This is a genomic window from Pseudoxanthomonas sp. J31 (assembly GCF_000510725.1).
Lineage (GTDB): Bacteria > Pseudomonadota > Gammaproteobacteria > Xanthomonadales > Xanthomonadaceae > Pseudoxanthomonas.
The window spans coordinates 1-17452 of record NZ_KI783312.1; the positions used below are offsets into that span (position 1 = coordinate 1).

The 17452-nt window shown below is 68.2% G+C and carries 10 protein-coding genes and 2 tRNA genes; 5 read left to right on the forward strand and 7 right to left on the reverse strand.

The genetic code is table 11. The annotated features are described in order from the left end of the window. On the forward strand, positions 1–324 hold a 324-nt coding region (locus PSEJ31_RS16195), incomplete at its 5' end, for an IS3 family transposase (protein ID WP_037034618.1). 596 nt (positions 325–920) lie between these two features. On the opposite strand, the gene PSEJ31_RS0114170 is transcribed toward PSEJ31_RS16195, so the two are convergent. From PSEJ31_RS0114170 to PSEJ31_RS16200, 3 genes are read right to left on the reverse strand one after another with little or no spacing between them, the layout of a single operon-like run. Continuing rightward, positions 921–2006, reverse strand: coding sequence for an arabinan endo-1,5-alpha-L-arabinosidase (locus PSEJ31_RS0114170; RefSeq protein ID WP_198015083.1), 1086 nt, complete (start codon positions 2004–2006; stop codon positions 921–923). Next, positions 2003–2968 (reverse strand): glycoside hydrolase family 43 protein, encoded by a 966-nt coding sequence (locus PSEJ31_RS0114175; protein ID WP_028915823.1) that lies wholly within the window; start codon positions 2966–2968, stop codon positions 2003–2005. The genes PSEJ31_RS0114170 and PSEJ31_RS0114175 overlap by 4 nt, the downstream gene beginning before the upstream one ends. 21 nt (positions 2969–2989) lie before the next feature. Beyond that, positions 2990–4357 carry an MFS transporter gene (locus PSEJ31_RS16200; RefSeq protein WP_037035325.1) on the reverse strand — a complete coding sequence of 456 codons (1368 nt, stop codon included), beginning with the start codon at positions 4355–4357 and terminating at the stop codon, positions 2990–2992. A 400-nt stretch (positions 4358–4757) separates the two neighbouring features. On the opposite strand from PSEJ31_RS16200, the gene PSEJ31_RS0114185 reads away from it, so the two are divergent. Next, complete coding sequence (locus tag PSEJ31_RS0114185; protein WP_028915824.1) at positions 4758–6482, forward strand: IlvD/Edd family dehydratase; 1725 nt, start codon at positions 4758–4760, stop codon at positions 6480–6482. Positions 6483–6588: 106 nt separating this feature from the next. Further along, positions 6589–9030, forward strand: a complete 2442-nt coding sequence (locus tag PSEJ31_RS16205) for a glycoside hydrolase family 127 protein (protein WP_028915825.1) — start codon at positions 6589–6591, stop codon at positions 9028–9030. Positions 9031–9273: 243 nt separating this feature from the next. Here PSEJ31_RS16205 and PSEJ31_RS0114195 read toward each other — a convergent pair. Further along, positions 9274–9348 (reverse strand) — tRNA-Val (locus tag PSEJ31_RS0114195). A gap of 85 nt (positions 9349–9433) precedes the next feature. Then, a complete protein-coding gene (uvrB, locus tag PSEJ31_RS0114200) occupies positions 9434–11461 on the reverse strand; it encodes an excinuclease ABC subunit UvrB (RefSeq protein ID WP_028915826.1) in 2028 nt (675 codons plus the stop codon). A gap of 516 nt (positions 11462–11977) precedes the next feature. On the opposite strand from uvrB, the gene PSEJ31_RS0114205 reads away from it, so the two are divergent. Continuing rightward, complete coding sequence (locus tag PSEJ31_RS0114205) at positions 11978–12523, forward strand: GspH/FimT family pseudopilin (RefSeq protein ID WP_028915827.1); 546 nt, start codon at positions 11978–11980, stop codon at positions 12521–12523. Positions 12524–12646: 123 nt separating this feature from the next. Next, a tRNA-Asn gene (locus PSEJ31_RS0114210) sits at positions 12647–12723 on the forward strand. 414 nt (positions 12724–13137) lie between these two features. On the opposite strand, the gene PSEJ31_RS0114215 is transcribed toward PSEJ31_RS0114210, so the two are convergent. Together PSEJ31_RS0114215 and PSEJ31_RS0114220 are read right to left on the reverse strand one after the other, a co-directional pair. Next, positions 13138–13566, reverse strand: coding sequence for a type IV pilin protein (locus tag PSEJ31_RS0114215; RefSeq protein WP_304412550.1), 429 nt, complete (start codon positions 13564–13566; stop codon positions 13138–13140). Further along, positions 13556–17431, reverse strand: coding sequence for a PilC/PilY family type IV pilus protein (locus tag PSEJ31_RS0114220; RefSeq protein WP_028915829.1), 3876 nt, complete (start codon positions 17429–17431; stop codon positions 13556–13558). Before PSEJ31_RS0114220 ends, PSEJ31_RS0114215 begins: the two co-directional genes overlap by 11 nt. Positions 17432–17452: the final 21 nt, after the last annotated feature.

Consider the following 17452-nt stretch of genomic DNA (forward strand, 5'->3'; position numbering starts at 1 on the left):
TGGCGCCGCAAGCCGCCCGCCGGACTGCTCATTCACTCCGATCAGGGAACGCAATACACCGGCCACGATTGGCAGGATTTCCTGACAGCCCACGGCCTGGTCAGCAGCATGAGCCGCCGCGGCAACTGCCATGACAACGCGGTCGCCGAAAGCTTCTTCCAGCTCCTCAAGCGCGAGCGCATCAGGCGCCGGATCTACGCCACCCGGGACGAGGCCAAGGCCGACGNCTTCAACTACATCGAGATGTTCTACAACACCCGCAGGCAGCACGGGCACAACGATGGCCTGCCTCCGGTAGAGTTCGAAAAGCGGCAATCAATTTGAGGCTTCGGGGTGTCTACAGAAGCCGGGGCGATTCGCATGGCCGAGATGGCTGGCAAGCCAGCCCACTGATGGTCCGAGAGCGGCGCTGACCTGGCGCCTGCCCTGCGACCTGCCCGAAGCGGCACCGCACACCCACTGCCCATTGCGATCCCCTGCCGAAGTCCGACGCCGCACCCCTACGACCGAACACCTCAGACCTAACTGCCAGTAGAGCCCCAACCGGGGCCGTAGCGCCGAGTTTGTGGCCGCCGCTTGCCTGCCGTCAATCGAGGAATCCCCGGCGGATCATGGAGTTATGCCGCTCCAGTCCGGGCCTGCCCTTGGGCGGCATCCGGGAAAAGGCAGCAAGGTGGCTCGGTATGTCTTATGACGGCGAGCAGGCCCCGGTATTCGGGCGCGGCAGGCCCGGGCGGGCCGCCTGCCGGAGCGGCTGCGCGGGCGCCTGCCGCCTGCACCGCAGGCTACGGCCTGCGCACCAACAGGCCAACCTGTACCGGACCCGGCGGTATATCCAGGACCTGGGGCTTAGGCATCCGCGCGAACTTGAAGGGGAAGCCGGTGCGTGGGTGCCCGGAACGTTCCGGCAGCCAAGGGTCCTACCGCTCCAGCGCCCCCGCCTCCACCACTGGCCAGCCGTCCTCGTCCCAAGCCAGCGGCAGGATCTTCAGCTTGGGCAGGCCGCCGTCCTCCACGTCGTAGGCGTGGAACACCAGCCAGTCGCGGCCGTCGAACGTGTAGGCGCTGTTGTGGCCGGGGCCGGGCCAGCGGGCGGTGCCGCGCAGTACCTCGGTGGCACCGCCCTGGTCCATGCGCCGGCCGTCGCGGTCCAGGTAAGGGCCGCGCAGGTCGCGCGAACGGCCGACCATGATCCGGTAATCGCTCTTCGCCCCGCGGCAGCAGTGGTCGTACGACACGAACAGGTAGTACCAGCCGTCGTGGCGGAAGATGAAGGGCGCCTCGATCGCGCCCGGCTCCGGGTTGGCATCGTCGACGGCCAGCAGCGGGCGCTCGCGCCGGGCCAGGGTGTGCCATTCCTGCGGCTCGGCGATGGCCAGCCGGTCCTCGCGCAGCTTCACCAGTTTCAAGCCGCCCCAGAACGAGCCGAAGGCCAGCCACGGCGTGCCGTCTTCGTCCTCGACCAAGTTGGCGTCGATCGCGTTCCACAGGTCGCGGTGCGGCACCGAGCGCAGGACGATGCCGTGGTCCACCCAGCGGAACGCCGGATCGGCCGGATCGAGCGTGGTATTGGTGGCCACACCTGTCGCCGAGGTGTTCTTGCCGCCGATGGAGATCGAGTAGTACAGGTAGTAGGTGCCGTCGTGTTCGGAGATGTCCGGCGCCCAGATATGGCCGTTGAACTTCGGCACCACCTCGTAGGCCCAGGCCGGAATGGTGGCGAACACCGGCGGCTCGGCCTTCCAGGTCCGCATGTCCTTCGAGCTGTAGACGGTGATGCCCGGGCCGGTGACGAAGGCGTACCAGGTGTCGCCCTGCCGGGCCAGCACCGGGTCATGGGCGAGGATATCGGCCCAGTAGCCCTCGCGCGGCGCAGCCACCGGCGGCGCTTCCATCATGTCGTCGTTGTTCGGCTTCGCTTCCTGCGCGGACGCGGGCGCCGCCAGCGCGCAGGCCAGCAGCAGCGCTGCGCGGCACAGCCCCGCCATGCCCGCCGCCCCGCTCACGCCCCCGCCTCCGGCAGTTCCACCTCGCGCAGCGGCCGGCCGAACACCGGCATGCCGTCGGCGTCCCACTGCAGCGGCTGCACGCAGGCGTGGCGATCCGGGTTCCACAGCGGGTCGCCCTCGATTTCGCGGTAGTTGCGTGCGTGGTAGACCAGCAGGTCGGTGATGCCGTCCTCGGCTACGGTAAAGCTGTTGTGGCCCGGCCCGTAGACCTCGCGCTCGACGTCGGTGGCGAACACCGGCCGCGGTGACTTGTGCCAGCTGGCCGCATCCAGCAGGTCGCTGTCCGCATCCGCCCAGATCAGACCCATCGCATAGCGTTCGTCGGTAGCGCTGGCCGAATAGGTGCAGAACACCTTGCCGTGGCGGATGAGGACCGACGGCCCTTCGTTGACCAGGAAGCCCTGCACTTCCCAGTCGAACTCGGGCCGGGTCAGCAGCACCGGCGGGCCCTTGATCCGGGTGGGCGTCTCCATCGCCGCGATGTACAGGTTGGAGTTGCCGGGGATATCGGGGTGCTTCTGCGCCCACAGGTAGTAGCGCACGCCGCGGTGGCTGAAGCTGGTCGCGTCCAGGCAGAACGCGTCGATGCCGCTGTCGACCTGGCCGGCGAACTCCCACGGGCCCTGCATCGGATCGGCCGAGGGATTGCGCAGCGCGTGCATGCGGTGCTGGAACAGCCCGTCCTTGATCTCGCGCGAGGGCGCGGCGGCGAAGTACACGTACCAGCCATCGTCGGCGCGGTGCAGTTCCGGCGCCCAGATGAGCGAGCTGGCAGGTCCTTCCGGCGGGGCGCGCCACAGCACCTTCTCCTCCGCCGCGGCCAGCCCGGCCAGCGTGGGCGAACTGCGCAACACCACCCGGTCGTACTCGGGAACCGACGCGGTGAAGTAGTAGCGGCCGGCGTGGCGCGACACATGCGGGTCGGCGCGCTGCAGGATGAAGGGATTGCTCAGCTTCATGGGGCGTCCTCTCCGCCGGCCTCAGGCGGCCGGGGCTTCGTGGATGATCTGCTGGCGGATCTGCTGGTAGTAACCGTCGGTGATCCGGTAGGCGAACATCACCAGGCCCATCAGCGCGTGGAAGGCGCCGGGGATCAGCGTCAGCATCAGGGCGATGCCGTTGAGCGCCGAGGGCGTCTGCGGCTGGTCCGGAACGTACTGGAACCAGGCCAGCAGCCAGCCGACGATCGCCCCGGCAATGCCCATGCCCGCCTTCTGGAAGAACGAGATCCCGCCCATCGCCAGCCCGGCCACGCGCTTGCCGCTGCGCGCATGGCCGTAGTCCACCGCCTCGACGATCGCCGACCAGAACACCGGCGCGTGCAGGTCGACGATGAAGCAGATGAGGAAGTAGAAGACGAAGGCGGCGACCACGTCGCCCGGCCCCACCACGAGGTACATCGCCAGGCTCAGCACGCCGACCAGCAGCTGGCTCCAGCGGAACAGCGCGATCTTGCAGAAGCGCTTGGTGATCCACGTGGACGCGACCATCGCCAAAATCGCCGCGACCACCCCGGTGGCCAGGAAGGCGGACAGCAGCTTCGCGTCGCCGCCCAGGTAGTACTTGGCGTAGTACGCGGCCACCGAGCCGCGCACCACGTAGCCGATGGTGCCGATCACGCACACCGCGCACAGCAGCAGCCACTGGTCGTTGCGCAGCAGCAGGGCGAACTGCTCGCGCAGCGGCTTGCGGTCCACCTCGTGGCGGATCCGCTCGGTGGTGGTGAAGAAGCAGAACAGGAACAGCACCGTGGCCATCAGCCCCATCAGCCCCATCGCCCGCTGGTAGCCGCGCGCCAGCTGGCCGTCGCCCCAGGCCTCGGCCAGCACCGGTACCAGGATGGTGACCAGGAAGGCGGCGATCTTGGCGAAGAACAGCCGGTAGCCGTTCGCCGACAGCCGCTCCTTCGGGTTGGCGGTGAGCACCCCGATCAGCGAGATGTAGGGGATGGTTACCGCGGTGAACACCAGGGTGACCAGGGTGTAGGTGGCGTAGGCCCAGGCCAGCTTCAGGCCGTAAGTGGTGTCCGGCGTGGTGAAGGTCAGCGTCACCGAGATCCCGAACGGCACCGCCATCCACAGGAACCACGGCCGGTAGCGGCCCCAGCGGGTCTCGATGCGGTCGGTGACCATGCCCATCAGCGGGTCGGTGACCGCGTCGACCATCCGCACCACGATCAGCAGCAGGGCCACGTCGGCCGGGCGCAGGCCGAACACGTCGGTATAGAAGAACGTGATGATCAGCATCATCGAGGAGATGACGACGTTGACCGCCATGTCGCCGGCGCCGAAGCCGATCTTCTCGAGCACGCTCAGCTTCTGGTCCAGCGCCTGTTTCCGGTCCTGCATTGCCCCTCCCAGAGCGCCGCGATGCACCGCCGAATGCGCCACCGCCACCGCGGGGGCTCCGCTGCATTCTCGTAGCCGCGGCGGATGCACAACAAATGCGGATATCGGTGTCATGCATATCCGATTGGTTATGGCGCTTTCCTGCCCTCTCCGACTGGGAGAGGGTCCGAGGGAGAGGGTGGGTGCCGACGAAGGGCGCGGGGCTGTCTGCCCTCTCCCCCAACCCTCTCCCGGGGGAGGGGGGCTTTGGTGGGTGGATTGCAATACGCATATCGATCTGCGTGCATTTGTTATTTTTCGTGCATTGCCCGCCCCGGTAGCATCCCCGGCAACGGGACGCAGCCATGCCATCGGCACGGTGATGGCCCGGCCAAGTCCACCGGGCAGGAATCCCGACCGCATGAGCGAATCCAGCAAGCCGCCCTTCCGCAGCCGCCAGTGGTTCGGCCGCGAGGGCAAGCAGGGCTTCTACTACCGCAGCTGGCTCAAGGGCCTGGGCCTGCCGCACGACATGTTCGACGGCCGCCCGGTGATCGGCATCTGCAACACCTGGTCCGAACTGACGCCGTGCAACAGCTCCTTCCGCGAGCTGGCCGAGCACGTCAAGCGTGGCGTCTACGAGGCCGGTGGCTTCCCGCTGGAGTTCCCGGTGATGTCCCTGGGCGAGACCCAGGTGCGGCCCACGGCCATGCTGTTCCGCAACCTCGCCTCGATGGACGTGGAGGAATCCATCCGCGCCAACCCGATCGATGGCGTGGTGCTGCTGATGGGCTGCGACAAGACCACGCCCTCGCTGCTGATGGGTGCGGCCAGCGTGGACCTGCCGACCATCGGCGTGTCCGGCGGCCCTTCCCTGTCGGGCAACTGGCGCGGCAGGCCGGTGGGCTCGGGCACCGGGGTGATCGAGATGTCGGAGATGGTCCGCGCCGGCACCCTTTCCCAGGCCGAGTTCACCGAGGCCGAGGCCTGCATGCAGCGCTCCAGGGGCAGCTGCATGACCATGGGCACGGCCTCGACCATGGCCTCGATGGTGGAGGCACTGGGCATGTCGCTGCCGGAGAACGCGGCAATCCCGGCCGTCGACTCGCGCCGCTTCCGCCTGGCCCACCTTTCCGGCCGCCGCATCGTGGAGATGGTGCGCGAGGACCTGCGCATGTCGAGGATCCTCACGCGCAAGGCCTTCGCCAACGCGATCCGCGCCAACGCCGCGATCGGCGGCTCGACCAACGCGGTGATCCACCTGCTGGCCCTGGCCGGCCGCCTGGGCGTGGAACTGAGCCTGGAGGACTGGGACGAGATCGGCTCGCGCCTGCCCTGCCTGGTCAACCTCAAGCCGTCGGGCGAGTACCTGATGGAGGACTTCTACTACGCCGGCGGCCTGCCGGCGGTGCTGCGCGAGATCGCGCAGTACCTGGACCTGGACGCACTGACGGTCAACGGCCGCACCCTCGGCGAGAACATCGCCGACGCGCCGTGCTGGAACCGCGAGGTGATCCGCCCGCTCGACCAGCCGCTGCGCGCCGAGGCCGGCATCGCCGTGCTGCGCGGCAACCTGGCCCCGGACGGCGCGGTGATCAAGCCCTCGGCCGCCTCGCCGCACCTGCTGAGGCACCGCGGCCGCGCGGTGGTGTTCGAGGACATCGAGGACTTCAAGGCGCGGATCGACGACGAAGCGCTGGACATCGACGAGACCTGCGTGATGGTGCTGAAGAACTGCGGTCCGCGCGGCTACCCGGGCATGGCCGAGGTCGGCAACATGCCGCTGCCGCCCAAGCTGCTGCGCCGTGGCATCACCGACATCGTGCGCATCTCCGATGCGCGCATGAGCGGCACCGCCTACGGTACGGTGGTGCTGCACGTCTCGCCGGAAGCCGCCGCCGGCGGCCCGCTGGCGCTGGTGCGCGAGGGCGATTTCATCGAGCTGGACGTGGAGGCCCGCCGCCTGCACCTGGACGTGGACGCGGCCGAGCTGGAGCGCCGCCGCGCCGAGTGGACCCCGCCACCGCCACCGGCCCGTGGCTGGGCCAGGCTGTACGTGGACCACGTGCAGCAGGCGCACCTGGGTGCCGACCTGGACTTCCTGGTCGGCGGCAGTGGCGACACCGTCGCCCGCGACTCGCACTGAGCGCCGCCATGCCGCGCGGTGTGTTCCTCCCTTCCGGAAGCCCCGCCGCCACCGCCCCGGCGGTTTCCCCTTGCGACGGGGTCTTTTTCTCCTGGCAGACGCCGCCATGGCCGCGCCCGGCCCGCGCCTGAGCCGGCGCGGCTTCGTCGCCGCCCTGGGCGGCGCCGCGGCCAGCCTGCCCCTGCTGCCGGCGTTGGCCCTGCCGCCGCCGCTGCCCTGGCAGCGCGGGCCGGTGCGCTTCTTCCCGCTGTCCGACGTGCGCCTGGGCGAAGGCCTGTTCGCCCGCTCCAGCGCGCTCAACCTGCGCTATCTGGCCGCGCTGGACATGGACCGGCTGCTGGCACCATTCCGGCTCGAGGCCGGCCTGCCCTCGCCCGCGTCCAGGTACCCGAACTGGGAATCCATGGGCCTGGATGGCCATACCGCCGGCCATTACCTCTCGGCGCTGGCGCAGCAGGCCGCGCAGGGCAGCGCGGAGATGCGCCGGCGGCTGGACTACATGGTCGCGGCCCTGGCCGAGGTCCAGGCCGCCAACGGCGACGGCTACGTCGGCGGCGTGCCCAACGGCCGCGTGCTGTGGGAGCGCATCGCCAGCGGCGATTTCCAGGCCGAGTCGTTCGCGCTGGAAGGCGCCTGGGTGCCGTTCTACAACCTGCACAAGACCTTCGCCGGGCTGCGCGATGCCTGGGTGCTGGCCGGCAACGGGCAGGCGCGCGAGGTGCTGGTGCGCTTCGCCGACTGGGCCGGGGCGCTGGTGGCCAACCTCGACGACGACCAGCTGCAGCGCGTGCTCGATACCGAGCATGGCGGCATGAACGAGGTGCTGGCCGACGTCTATGCCATCACCGGCGAACGCCGCTACCTGGCGCTGGCGCGGCGCTTCTCGCACCGCGCCATCCTCGAGCCCCTGCTGCGGCGCGAGGACCGGCTGGACGGGCTGCACGCCAACACCCAGATCCCCAAGGTGATCGGCTTCGCCCGCATCGGCGAGCTGGACGGCGACGCGGCCTGGATCGAGGCGGCGCAGTTCTTCTGGGAGCGGGTTGCGCTGCACCGGAGCATCGCCTTCGGCGGCAACAGCGTGCGCGAGCACTTCAACCCGGCCGGCGACTTCAGCGGCATGGTGGCCTCGCGCGAGGGCCCGGAGACCTGCAACAGCTACAACATGCTGCGCCTGACCCTGCTGCTGGAGCGGCTGCGCCCGGACCCGCGGCATGCGGATTTCTACGAACGGGTGCTGTTCAACCACATCCTCTCCACCCAGCATCCCGACCACGGCGGGCTGGTGTACTTCACCCCGATCCGGCCGCGGCACTACCGCGTGTATTCGCAGCCGCAGCAGTGCTTCTGGTGCTGCGTGGGCAGCGGCATGGAGAACCACGGCCGCCACGGTGCCTTCGTGTACTCCTACGATGCCGATGTGCTGCGGGTGAACCTGTACCTGGACTCGGAACTGCGCTGGGCCGAGTCCGGCCTGGTGCTGCGCCAGCGCACGCGCTTCCCCGAGGAGCCGCGCAGCGTGCTGGAACTGGCGCTGGATACGCCGCACAGCTTCGCCCTGGAGTTGCGCCATCCGCACTGGCTAGCGGGCCCGCTGCGGGTGAAGATCAATGGCCGGCCCTGGCCGGTGGAGTCCAGGCCCTCGTCCCATGCGCGGATCGAGCGGCGGTGGCAGGACGGCGACCGCATCGAGGTCGAGCTGCCCATGGCCACCCGCATCGAGGCCCTGCCCGACGGCTCGGACTGGGTGGCGGTGATGCACGGCCCGCTGATGCTGGCCGCGCGCACCGGCGGGGAGGATCTGGAAGGCCTGATCGCCGACGACGGCCGCGGCAGCCATATCGCCCCCGGCCCCTACCTGCCGCTGGACCAGGCGCCGATGCTGGTGGGCGAGCGCGAGGCGCTGGCCGCGGGCATCCGCCCGGTGCCGGGGCAGCCGCTGGTGTTCAGCGCCGACGCCCTGGTGCGGCCGATGTCGTTCCGCGGCCTGCGCCTGGAGCCGCTGTACCGCGTCCACGACGCCCGCTACATGGCCTACTGGCGCACCACCACCCCGGAGCGGTATCCGGCCGTGGTCGCCGCGATCGAGGCGGCCGAACGCCAGCGCCAGGCCCTGGAAGCCCGCACCCTGGACCAGGTCCAGCCCGGCGAACAGCAGCCCGAGGTCGACCACGCCTACCAGGGCCGCGACAGCAGGACCGGGAACATGCTCGGCCGGCCCTGGCGCGATGCCGGCGACCGCTTCTCCTACTTGCTGCGAGCCCGCCGTCCGGTTCCCGAAAGCACCCCACCGACCCTGCAGCTGACGGTGTTCGGCGGCCAGTGGAATGCCGGCATGGACGTGCTGGTCGACGGCCGCAAGCTCGGCAGCATCGTGCTCGACGGCAAGGGCAAGGACGACCTGGTGGTCGAGGAGTTCACGCTGCCTGCCGGGACAGCGGCCGCGCTGCGCGGCGATGGGACGCGGGTGGAGTTCGTCGCCCATGGCGGGAAGCGCACGCCGTGGGTGTTCGAGGTGCGGGTGGTGGAAGGCGCGGCCGGCAGGTGAGCGGCCCGGGCCAGCGGGCGTAGCCGGGGGTAGCGAAGCGCCCGGGATATCGCCACGCCGGAGGCGATCCGCACACCCGGAGTCTCCGCGTGCAGCCGGTGCAGCTGCGCAGGCTGGCGTGGCTGCTGGACGCCCTCGCCCGCTGAGCCGCGTGCGCGTGGCGCGGTGCCGGCCGCGGATACGAAAAAGCCCCGCGGCGGGCGGGGCTTTCGGGCCAAGGCATTTTTTCCACCTGCCTGGAGGTGGTGGGCGGTACAGGGTTCGAACCTGTGACCCCTACCATGTCAAGGTAGTGCTCTACCGCTGAGCTAACCGCCCGTTTGCCGCTGCCGGACGGCGTCGCCGTCTGCAGGGGCGCGCATTCTACCCTGCCCCGGGCCGAATCCACAACAGGGGGCGGGCCTCAGCCGGCCAGGGCCGCTTCCTTGAGCTTGCGGATCTCGTCGCGCAGGCGCGCGGCGTCCTCGAACTCCAGGTCGCGGGCGTGCTGGTACATGCGCTGCTCCAGCTCGTTGATCCTGGCCAGGGCCTTGGCCGGGTCCAGGGTGGAGTAGTCGGTGGCCGGCTCGGCCACCTGGCGCGCCTTGCCGCGGCCCTTGCCCTTGGACTTGGCCTCGCCGGGCTCGGGGCGCGCGCCCTCCATGACGTCCATGATCTGGCGCACCACCTGGCGCGGGACGATGCCGTGCTCGGCGTTGTACTGCTCCTGCTTCTCGCGGCGGCGGTTGGTCTCGTCGATCGCCGCCTGCATCGAGCGGGTGATGGTGTCCGCATACAGGATCGCCCTGCCGCGCAGGTTGCGCGCGGCGCGGCCGATGGTCTGGATCAGCGAGCCGGACGAACGCAGGAAACCCTCCTTGTCCGCGTCGAGGATCGCCACCAGCGAGACCTCGGGCATGTCCAGGCCCTCGCGCAGCAGGTTGATGCCCACCAGCACGTCGAACTTGCCCAGGCGCAGGTCGCGGATGATCTCCACGCGCTCGACCGTGTCCACGTCCGAGTGCAGGTAGCGCACCTTGATATCGTGCTCGGCCAGGTAGTCGGTGAGGTTCTCGGCCATGCGCTTGGTCAGGGTGGTGACCAGCACGCGGTCGCCCATGGCCACGCACTTGTTGATCTCGCCCATCAGGTCGTCGACCTGGGTGGCGACCGGGCGGATCTCCACCTGCGGGTCGACCAGGCCGGTCGGGCGCACCACCAGTTCGACCACCTGGTCGCCGGCCTCGCGCATCTCGTACGGGCCAGGCGTGGCCGAGACGTAGATCGAGCGCGGCGCACGCGCCTCCCACTCCTCGAACTTCAGCGGGCGGTTGTCCAGCGCCGAGGGCAGGCGGAAGCCGAACTCCACCAGGGTTTCCTTGCGCGAGCGGTCGCCCTTGTACATGGCGCCGATCTGCGGGATGGTCACGTGCGACTCGTCCACCACCAGCAGCGCGTCGGCCGGCAGGTAGTCGAACAGGGTCGGCGGCGGCTCGCCAGGCGCCTTGCCGGTCAGGTGCCGGGAGTAGTTCTCGATGCCCGAGCAGTAGCCGACCTCGGCCATCATCTCCAGGTCGAACTGGGTGCGCTGGGCCAGGCGCTGGGCCTCGACCAGCTTGTTCTGCGCGTACAGCTGCTCCAGCCGCTCCTTCAGCTCGAGCTTGATGGTCTCGATCGCGTTGAGCACCCGCTCGCGGGTGGTCGCGTAGTGGGTCTTCGGGTAGATGGTGTAGCGCGGGATGCGGCGCAGCACCTCGCCGGTGAGCGGGTCGAACAGGGAGATGTTCTCGATCTCGCCGTCGAACAGCTCGATGCGCACCGCCTCGGCGTCGCTTTCGGCCGGGTGCACGTCCACCACCTCGCCGCGCACGCGGAAGGTGCCGCGCTGCAGCTCGTACTCGTTGCGGGTGTACTGCAGCTGGGTCAGGTGGCGCAGCAGCTCGCGCTGGTCGATGCGCTCGCCGCGCGACAGGATCAGGCGCAGCGACAGGTAGTCCTCCGGCGCGCCCAGGCCGTAGATCGCCGAGACGGTGGCCACCACCAGTACGTCGCGCCGCGACAGCAGCGCCTTGGTCGCGGCCAGGCGCATCTGCTCGATGTGGTCGTTGATCGAGCTGTCCTTCTCGATGAAGGTGTCGGTCGAGGGGACGTAGGCCTCGGGCTGGTAGTAGTCGTAGTAGCTGACGAAGTACTCGACCGCGTTGTTCGGGAAGAACGCCTTGAACTCGCCGTACAGCTGCGCGGCCAGGGTCTTGTTGTGGGCCATCACCAGGGTCGGCTTCTGCACCTGCTGGACCACGTTGGCGATGGTGTAGGTCTTGCCCGAGCCGGTGACGCCGAGCAGCACCTGCTTCGCCAGGCCGGCCTCGAAGCCTTCGACCAGCTTTTCGATGGCATACGGCTGGTCGCCCGCCGGGGCGTACGGGGAGACCAGTTCGAATCGTTCGCTCATGCGCCAGGCAGCGTCCTCGGAAGACCATCCAGTATAGGAGCGCGCTTGTCCGCGGCGCGTGGAACGCAGTGGCGCGGCCACGAAGTGTGCTGCAGGCACGGCGCCGCGCCCCTGCCCGCGCGGCCTGCCGTCCCGTCCTCCCCGGGCCGTGGCGCCCAGCCTTTCGAGGTGGGCGGTGGTCACGCCCACGCCGCGGCGGGCCGGCCGGCAGGACGCCGGCGGCCGCGCGCCCTGGAGGGGGTACGCCTGCCGGGGTGCGCCGCACCGCTTCGCCGCGTGACCGCAGCCCCCCGTGACCATGCGCCGGGACCGGTGCGCGGCACCGGCTGGCAAGTGACGGCTCGGCCTGGATCGGCCGGTGCACTTCCGGGGGCGCCCCATGGCGACCTGCGCCCATGTGGCGGCACCGCCCGCGATCTCCAGCCAAAGTCCTACACGGGATTCCGGCCACGCCTGATTCCGCGCCACCTGCGGCCGCGCCATGCTGGGTCGCCCGGGCGAAATGGATTTCCGCTTATGCGCAAGGATGCGCCGGGCGCCCCAGCCGGCTTCACCCTGGTGGAACTGATGACCACGCTGGCCGTGGCGGCCATCCTTGCCGGGCTCGCCGTCCCGGGCATGCAGCGCTTCCTGGAATGGCAGCGCGCGACCGGCGCCATGCACGCGCTGACCACCCAGCTGGCGCTGGCGCGCAACGCCGCCGTGAGCGCGCGGACGCCGGTCACGCTATGCCCCACCCGCGGCGGCGGCCGCTGCGCGGAAAGCACGGACTGGAGCACGGGCTGGCTGCTGTACCGTGACCCGGCGCGCCTGCCACAGCCGCGGGTGCCGGACGACGTGCTGCGCGACGAGCACGCCCCTGTGCACGGCTCGATCCGGATCTTCTCCACCCAGGGCCGGGTACGGGTGCGCTACCAGCCGGACGGCCTGGCGCCGGGGACCAACGTCACCTTCCGGATCTGCAGCGGCGAGCGCCTGCATGCGGAGGTGGTGGTCAACAACAGCGGCCGCACGCGCTGGACGCAGGCCCCGGCGGATACGCCCTGCGGGCCGCCGGGCTAGCCTCAGCCCGCGCGGCACAAGGCTTCCGGCGCGCGGAGGCGGGCGCGGCGCGCCCGCGCGCGCAATTCCGGCCACGTACCCCCTTGCCGCGCCGGAAACCATCTGTCTACAATACGCGCCCCCGCCCGAATAGCTCAGCCGGTTAGAGCACTTGACTGTTAATCAGGGGGTCGTTGGTTCGAGTCCAACTTCGGGCGCCAGTATTCAAGCACTTAGGGCCGCGAAGCGGCCCTTTTTGCTATTGCGGAAACCGGCGGAAGTGGCGATCGCCCGGCTGCTGGCCGTGAGTCCAGGCCGTTCTGCGTGCGCGCCCGTGCGTGCACCCCGCCCCTCCTCCCAGCGGCCCCGCTTGCCGCAGGATCAATCGCGCGGCCTGCCGCCACCGGGCGCGCCGAGCGCGGACACCCCTGGCCTGCGGGCATTGCCGCCATCCCCCGCACATCGCGCCGCGCCGCCCCAGCTTAACCCGGCAGGACTTCCGCCGCCGCAGCCGGCCACCGGATGCACGAAGGGGGCCGCATTGCTGCGGCCCCCTCGCATGGGCATCCGTGGCTACCGCTGCGGGTCGTGGGCCGGGGGATGCAGCGGTTCGGGCACGCCGCATCCGGGGCCGGTCACCAGCATTCGCCGACGCCGGCGGTGCCGCTGACGCTGCGCTTGCCCTGGGCGTTGATCGACAGGGTCCCGCACTTGGGATCCTTCTGCCGGCTGGTCGGGGTGGCCGACAGGGTGTAGGCCTTGGCGGTCACGCCGGTGAGCGACATCTGGTAGAACGGCTCCACGTCCGGGCCGCACTGCGCCGGGTCGGGCGCGCTGGCGTAGCTCAGGTTGGTCGTGTAGTAGCGCTCCAGGAACTGGGCGCGCTCCTGCAGGCAGGCGGCCGCGGCGGCGCGGCGGGCACGCACGACGTGGCCCTGGTACATGGTGTTGGCGATCGCGGCCAGCACCGCGATGATCGCCACCACGATCATCAGCTCGATCAGGGTGAAGCCCCGCGCCCGGCGCGTTCCGGCGGCCCGCATGCGGTTCCGGTCAGTTGCCATTGATCAGTTCCCTCCAGGAGACACGTCGCACCAACGCCTGCGAGCCGCTGGTCATGATCTTCGAATAGCTGCCGTCGTCCAGGCTCGTGTACATGTACGAGCCGAGGAAGATCGGGTTGTTCGGGCCGCTGTCGTAGGCCACGCCCGAGTACGGGGTGTCGGTGTTGCCGCCGTAGTAGTCGCCGCTGTCGCCGACGGTCCCGTTCCCGTTCATGTCAAAGAACGCGCTGCCGAGCCGGCCGCCGGTGAACGGGTCGATCGCCATCGTGTAGCCGCGACCCGTGGGCGAACACGGATCCGTGGAATCGGGATACCGCGTCGTGCCGATAAGCGCCATGCCCTGGAAGAAATTGGGCACCACCATGCGTTCGCCCTTCGGCGTACCGCCGGCAGCCTCGGCGGGGGACTGGAGGTCGATGTACCAGCCATTCGTCCCGGGCGCACCCACCTTCTCGATCACCCGACCGACGCTGTCCTGGTGGGTGATGCGGGACTGCGAAAGCGTAGCCCTGGTCACCGCGGCATCCCGGTCGATGATGCCGTACCAGCTCTGCACGACCTGGTTGGCGGTACTGCTCGTATCAGCCGTACTGAGATAGCGTCCCGTGCCGAAGAACACCCAGGTTTCAGGCGGGTTGTAGGGATTCTTCGCGACCAGGGGCGCGGCGGTGATGGGCTGGCCGGCCTGGGTCGTGAACAGCCGCGTGACCGTGTTGTTGTCGAGGTCGAACTTCCACAGGTTGCCGTTCATGTCCCCGGCATACACGGTGTCGAAGTTGCCGTCAGGCTTGCTGGGAATAACAGTGCCATGGTCGTCCCAGACGTTCACGCCGGAAAGACCGTTGTCCCCGTCTGCCCCGGTGCTCTTCGTGTTCGCATTCGCTCCGGTCACGGCGTTGAGCATGATGAGCACGGACTCACCACTGCTGCTGTTGGGGCCGTTACCGATGAACACTCGCCAGTCGTTGTCCGCGACCTTGGCGATGATCGGCCGGCCGAGGGCATTGCCGAGCAGCGATCCAATTGCCGGATCCGACGCGGTCTTCTCCCAGAGCAGGCTGGGCGAAGCCGGATCCGTCACGTCCAGCGCGAAAATGCTCTTGCCGCCACGCCCCATCGTGCCGACGAGGATTGTCTTCCAGGTGCCGTTGTGCTTGACGTCGGCCACGGTAAGTTCGCCGTCCACCGAGTACGCGTGATCGTACTCCGGGTGCCAGTACGGGTATTTATTGGTGGACGGGTCGTTCTGGGTGAGCACGCCCATTGCCTCTGTCGGCATGAATGCAAAGAGTTCCTTGCCACACTCGGCGTTGGCGCCCGTGCACGAATCCGGCGCCTTGAACGCATGCAACATTCCGTCGTTCGCCCCGACATAGACCACCGGGGTACGCGAAGACTGCTGCGAGACGAAAGTCGCGTAGCTCGCGTCTCCCGCGTACAGGTTCGCGTTGGGGCGTCCCACGTAGACAGGGGTGGAGTTGATGATGTCGCCGAGCATGCCACGGCGGTCGCGGAAGGTCCTCAGGCTCCCATTCACCGTCGACTGCCGCTCGTGGGTGCGATCGCCGAGGATGTACTTGAGCTGGTTGTCGTTCAGCGTCGAGAACGCCCCCGGCTTGGCCAGCGTCGGGCTGGTCAGCGTGTTGCCGGTCCAGTTGGTGATGAAGTTGGCCAGGGTGCCACTGTTGTTGTAGAGGATCTGCCGCTGGGTGTAGTTCAGCGTGGTGGCGTTGGCATTGACCTTCAGGTCGCCCGCCGCCTGGCCGAGCCAGTCCGACGCGTCCCAGATGTCTGTCAGGTTACCCGTTGCCGTATCGACGTCGCTGGCCGTCAGCCGCCCAGCCCAGCCATTGGAGATGTACTTGGCCTGGTAGGTACGCGCCCCGACTTCCAGCTTGGTCGTGTTGCTTGCGAAGGAGCTGGCGGAGCCACTCGCGTCATCGACGATCTTTCGGAACGCCGCGCGCAGGCTTTCCACCATCTTGTCGGCCTCGCTGGCGACATAGAAATTGTCGGGGCGCGGATAATCGGTCACGGTCGACGTGACCCCGCCGTTAGCGCCAGCCGTGAGGTACTCACCCGAGGTATGCCAGCTCCCGGCTGGCAGGTTGTCCGTCAAAGGACGGAAGCCACTGGGGACCCGAAAACCACCGTACTTGGCCGCCAGCCAATACTGATTGCCGGTCTTGGGCTCGAGCCTTTGATTCTCACGCACGTCCACCCAATAGGTAGAAAGGGTCTGCATGCCCTTGGTGTTCGGCTTGGCCGCATCGTCCGGACGAAGGTCGTTCGTATGGGCGTAGTACGCCAGACCGGCGATGTACGCGGAATTGCCGCGCCCCGAAAATTCCGCGGATGCCGCCTTGTTTATCCCCTCGAGCTGAAACACCCTGTTGGTGTACTGCTGCGCCAGAGTCTTGTCGTCAGGGGGAAGGTCATGGTCCGCGTGCGTGTACACGTCGCCGATGCCGAGGGCCGCGTTCACCTGGCAGGAGTACCGTATCGGATCGTCCCAATTGGTGATGACCGGGAAACCATCAGCCTTATTGTAATCAAGATTATTCGTGTAATCCGCAAGGTTGCCCTGCCCCCTGAAGTACCGCAGGGCGGCGTAATAAAGCTCACTGACCGGGTCATTGCCCTTCGGGTTCTGCCCTGTCATCTGGCCGAACTTGTTCAGGTAATTGATCACGCCGCTGTCCGCGACACCAAAGCCCGTACCGTTCGCATCATCCGGATCCGGATTGCGCACGAGCACGCCCGTGGACGAGTTCCACTCGCTGTTCACGTTCGCGAGTCGCCCCAGCTCGGGATAGTTGGTGTACGGGCCGACGAACTTCTGGCGCGCGCGCATCACGCCACCGTTCCGCTGGTTGCCGGTCTCATTGAGAAAACCAAAGATGCTGTAGCGGATACGTTCCGCATACTCCTGGATCAAGCCCTCCGGCTTCCAGCCTTGGGCATACTGCTTGCAGTTCGACTCGACCCCGACCGATGCGTCGCACACCTTGACTCGCACGCTGACTTCGTAAACTGTCCCCGCATCACTGGGAACAGCGGCCACGTCCACAACCTTCCGCTCCCATCTTGGATTCCTCCGCGTGCCGTTGTTCTGGCAACCCTGCTGACCCTCCCTGCAACTTTCCCAGTGGCTCTGCTCGGCCACGCCCTTCGTCAGGAGATGAATGGCCGGGTTGTATGCAGTTGGCGTGTTATCAAGATTCCCCGAGGAGCTGAACCTCATCTTGTTGCCGAGGCCCTCAATACGGACAGTCAGATTGTCCCACTGCGCAGCCGTCACGTTCGCCACCAACGTCGCATTGTTCCCGCTCGCTGGCAGCCTGCGATTCGGATAAAGCCCATATCCTGGCGCATGACGCGCCTTCTCCAGCCAAGTTTCACCGGGCTCGTCCTTGACCCGATAACCTCCGGTCAATGCCAACCTGAAAGGATCGATTGTCTGGGTGGCCGCCCAGTTCATGTAGTTCCCGCTCCATTGCCCGGCAGTCGGGCAATTGAAAGAGCTCGCCAGCCCAACCGGATAGAAGTGCCGTTCCGATTCGGTAGCACTGTAATGGTAGGCGTAGCACTTGTCCGGATCGAAGTAGCCCGAATAGCGACGCGTGGCGTCGTAGTTCCCGATATTTGCCTGGCTGTGAATCGTCGGATACTCCACCGACGGGACCAGCACCAGGTTACCCGGCACGCTGCTACCCACCGTAAGCGGCTTGTTTTCGATATTGACGCCGGATACGGACGATATCGAGCAGAACACCGCCATCAAGCCGATGGCGAATGCTGCGAATCGGCTTGCGCTCCCATGGCCAGACGCTGCCGCCATACGACGATGGTGGAGATTCTTCATGGCAATACTCCCTGCACCTCT

Coding starts and splice junctions, on each gene's coding strand:
- PSEJ31_RS0114205 (WP_028915827.1), top strand. CDS start 11,978: ATGCGCAAGGATGCGCCGGGCGCCCCAGCCGGCTTCACCCTGGTGGAA.
- PSEJ31_RS0114185 (WP_028915824.1), top strand. CDS start 4,758: ATGAGCGAATCCAGCAAGCCGCCCTTCCGCAGCCGCCAGTGGTTCGGC.
- PSEJ31_RS0114175 (WP_028915823.1), bottom strand. CDS start 2,968: ATGAAGCTGAGCAATCCCTTCATCCTGCAGCGCGCCGACCCGCATGTG.
- PSEJ31_RS0114220 (WP_028915829.1), bottom strand. CDS start 17,431: ATGAAGAATCTCCACCATCGTCGTATGGCGGCAGCGTCTGGCCATGGG.
- uvrB (WP_028915826.1), bottom strand. CDS start 11,461: ATGAGCGAACGATTCGAACTGGTCTCCCCGTACGCCCCGGCGGGCGAC.
- PSEJ31_RS16205 (WP_028915825.1), top strand. CDS start 6,589: ATGGCCGCGCCCGGCCCGCGCCTGAGCCGGCGCGGCTTCGTCGCCGCC.
- PSEJ31_RS0114215 (WP_304412550.1), bottom strand. CDS start 13,566: ATGGCAACTGACCGGAACCGCATGCGGGCCGCCGGAACGCGCCGGGCG.
- PSEJ31_RS16200 (WP_037035325.1), bottom strand. CDS start 4,357: ATGCAGGACCGGAAACAGGCGCTGGACCAGAAGCTGAGCGTGCTCGAG.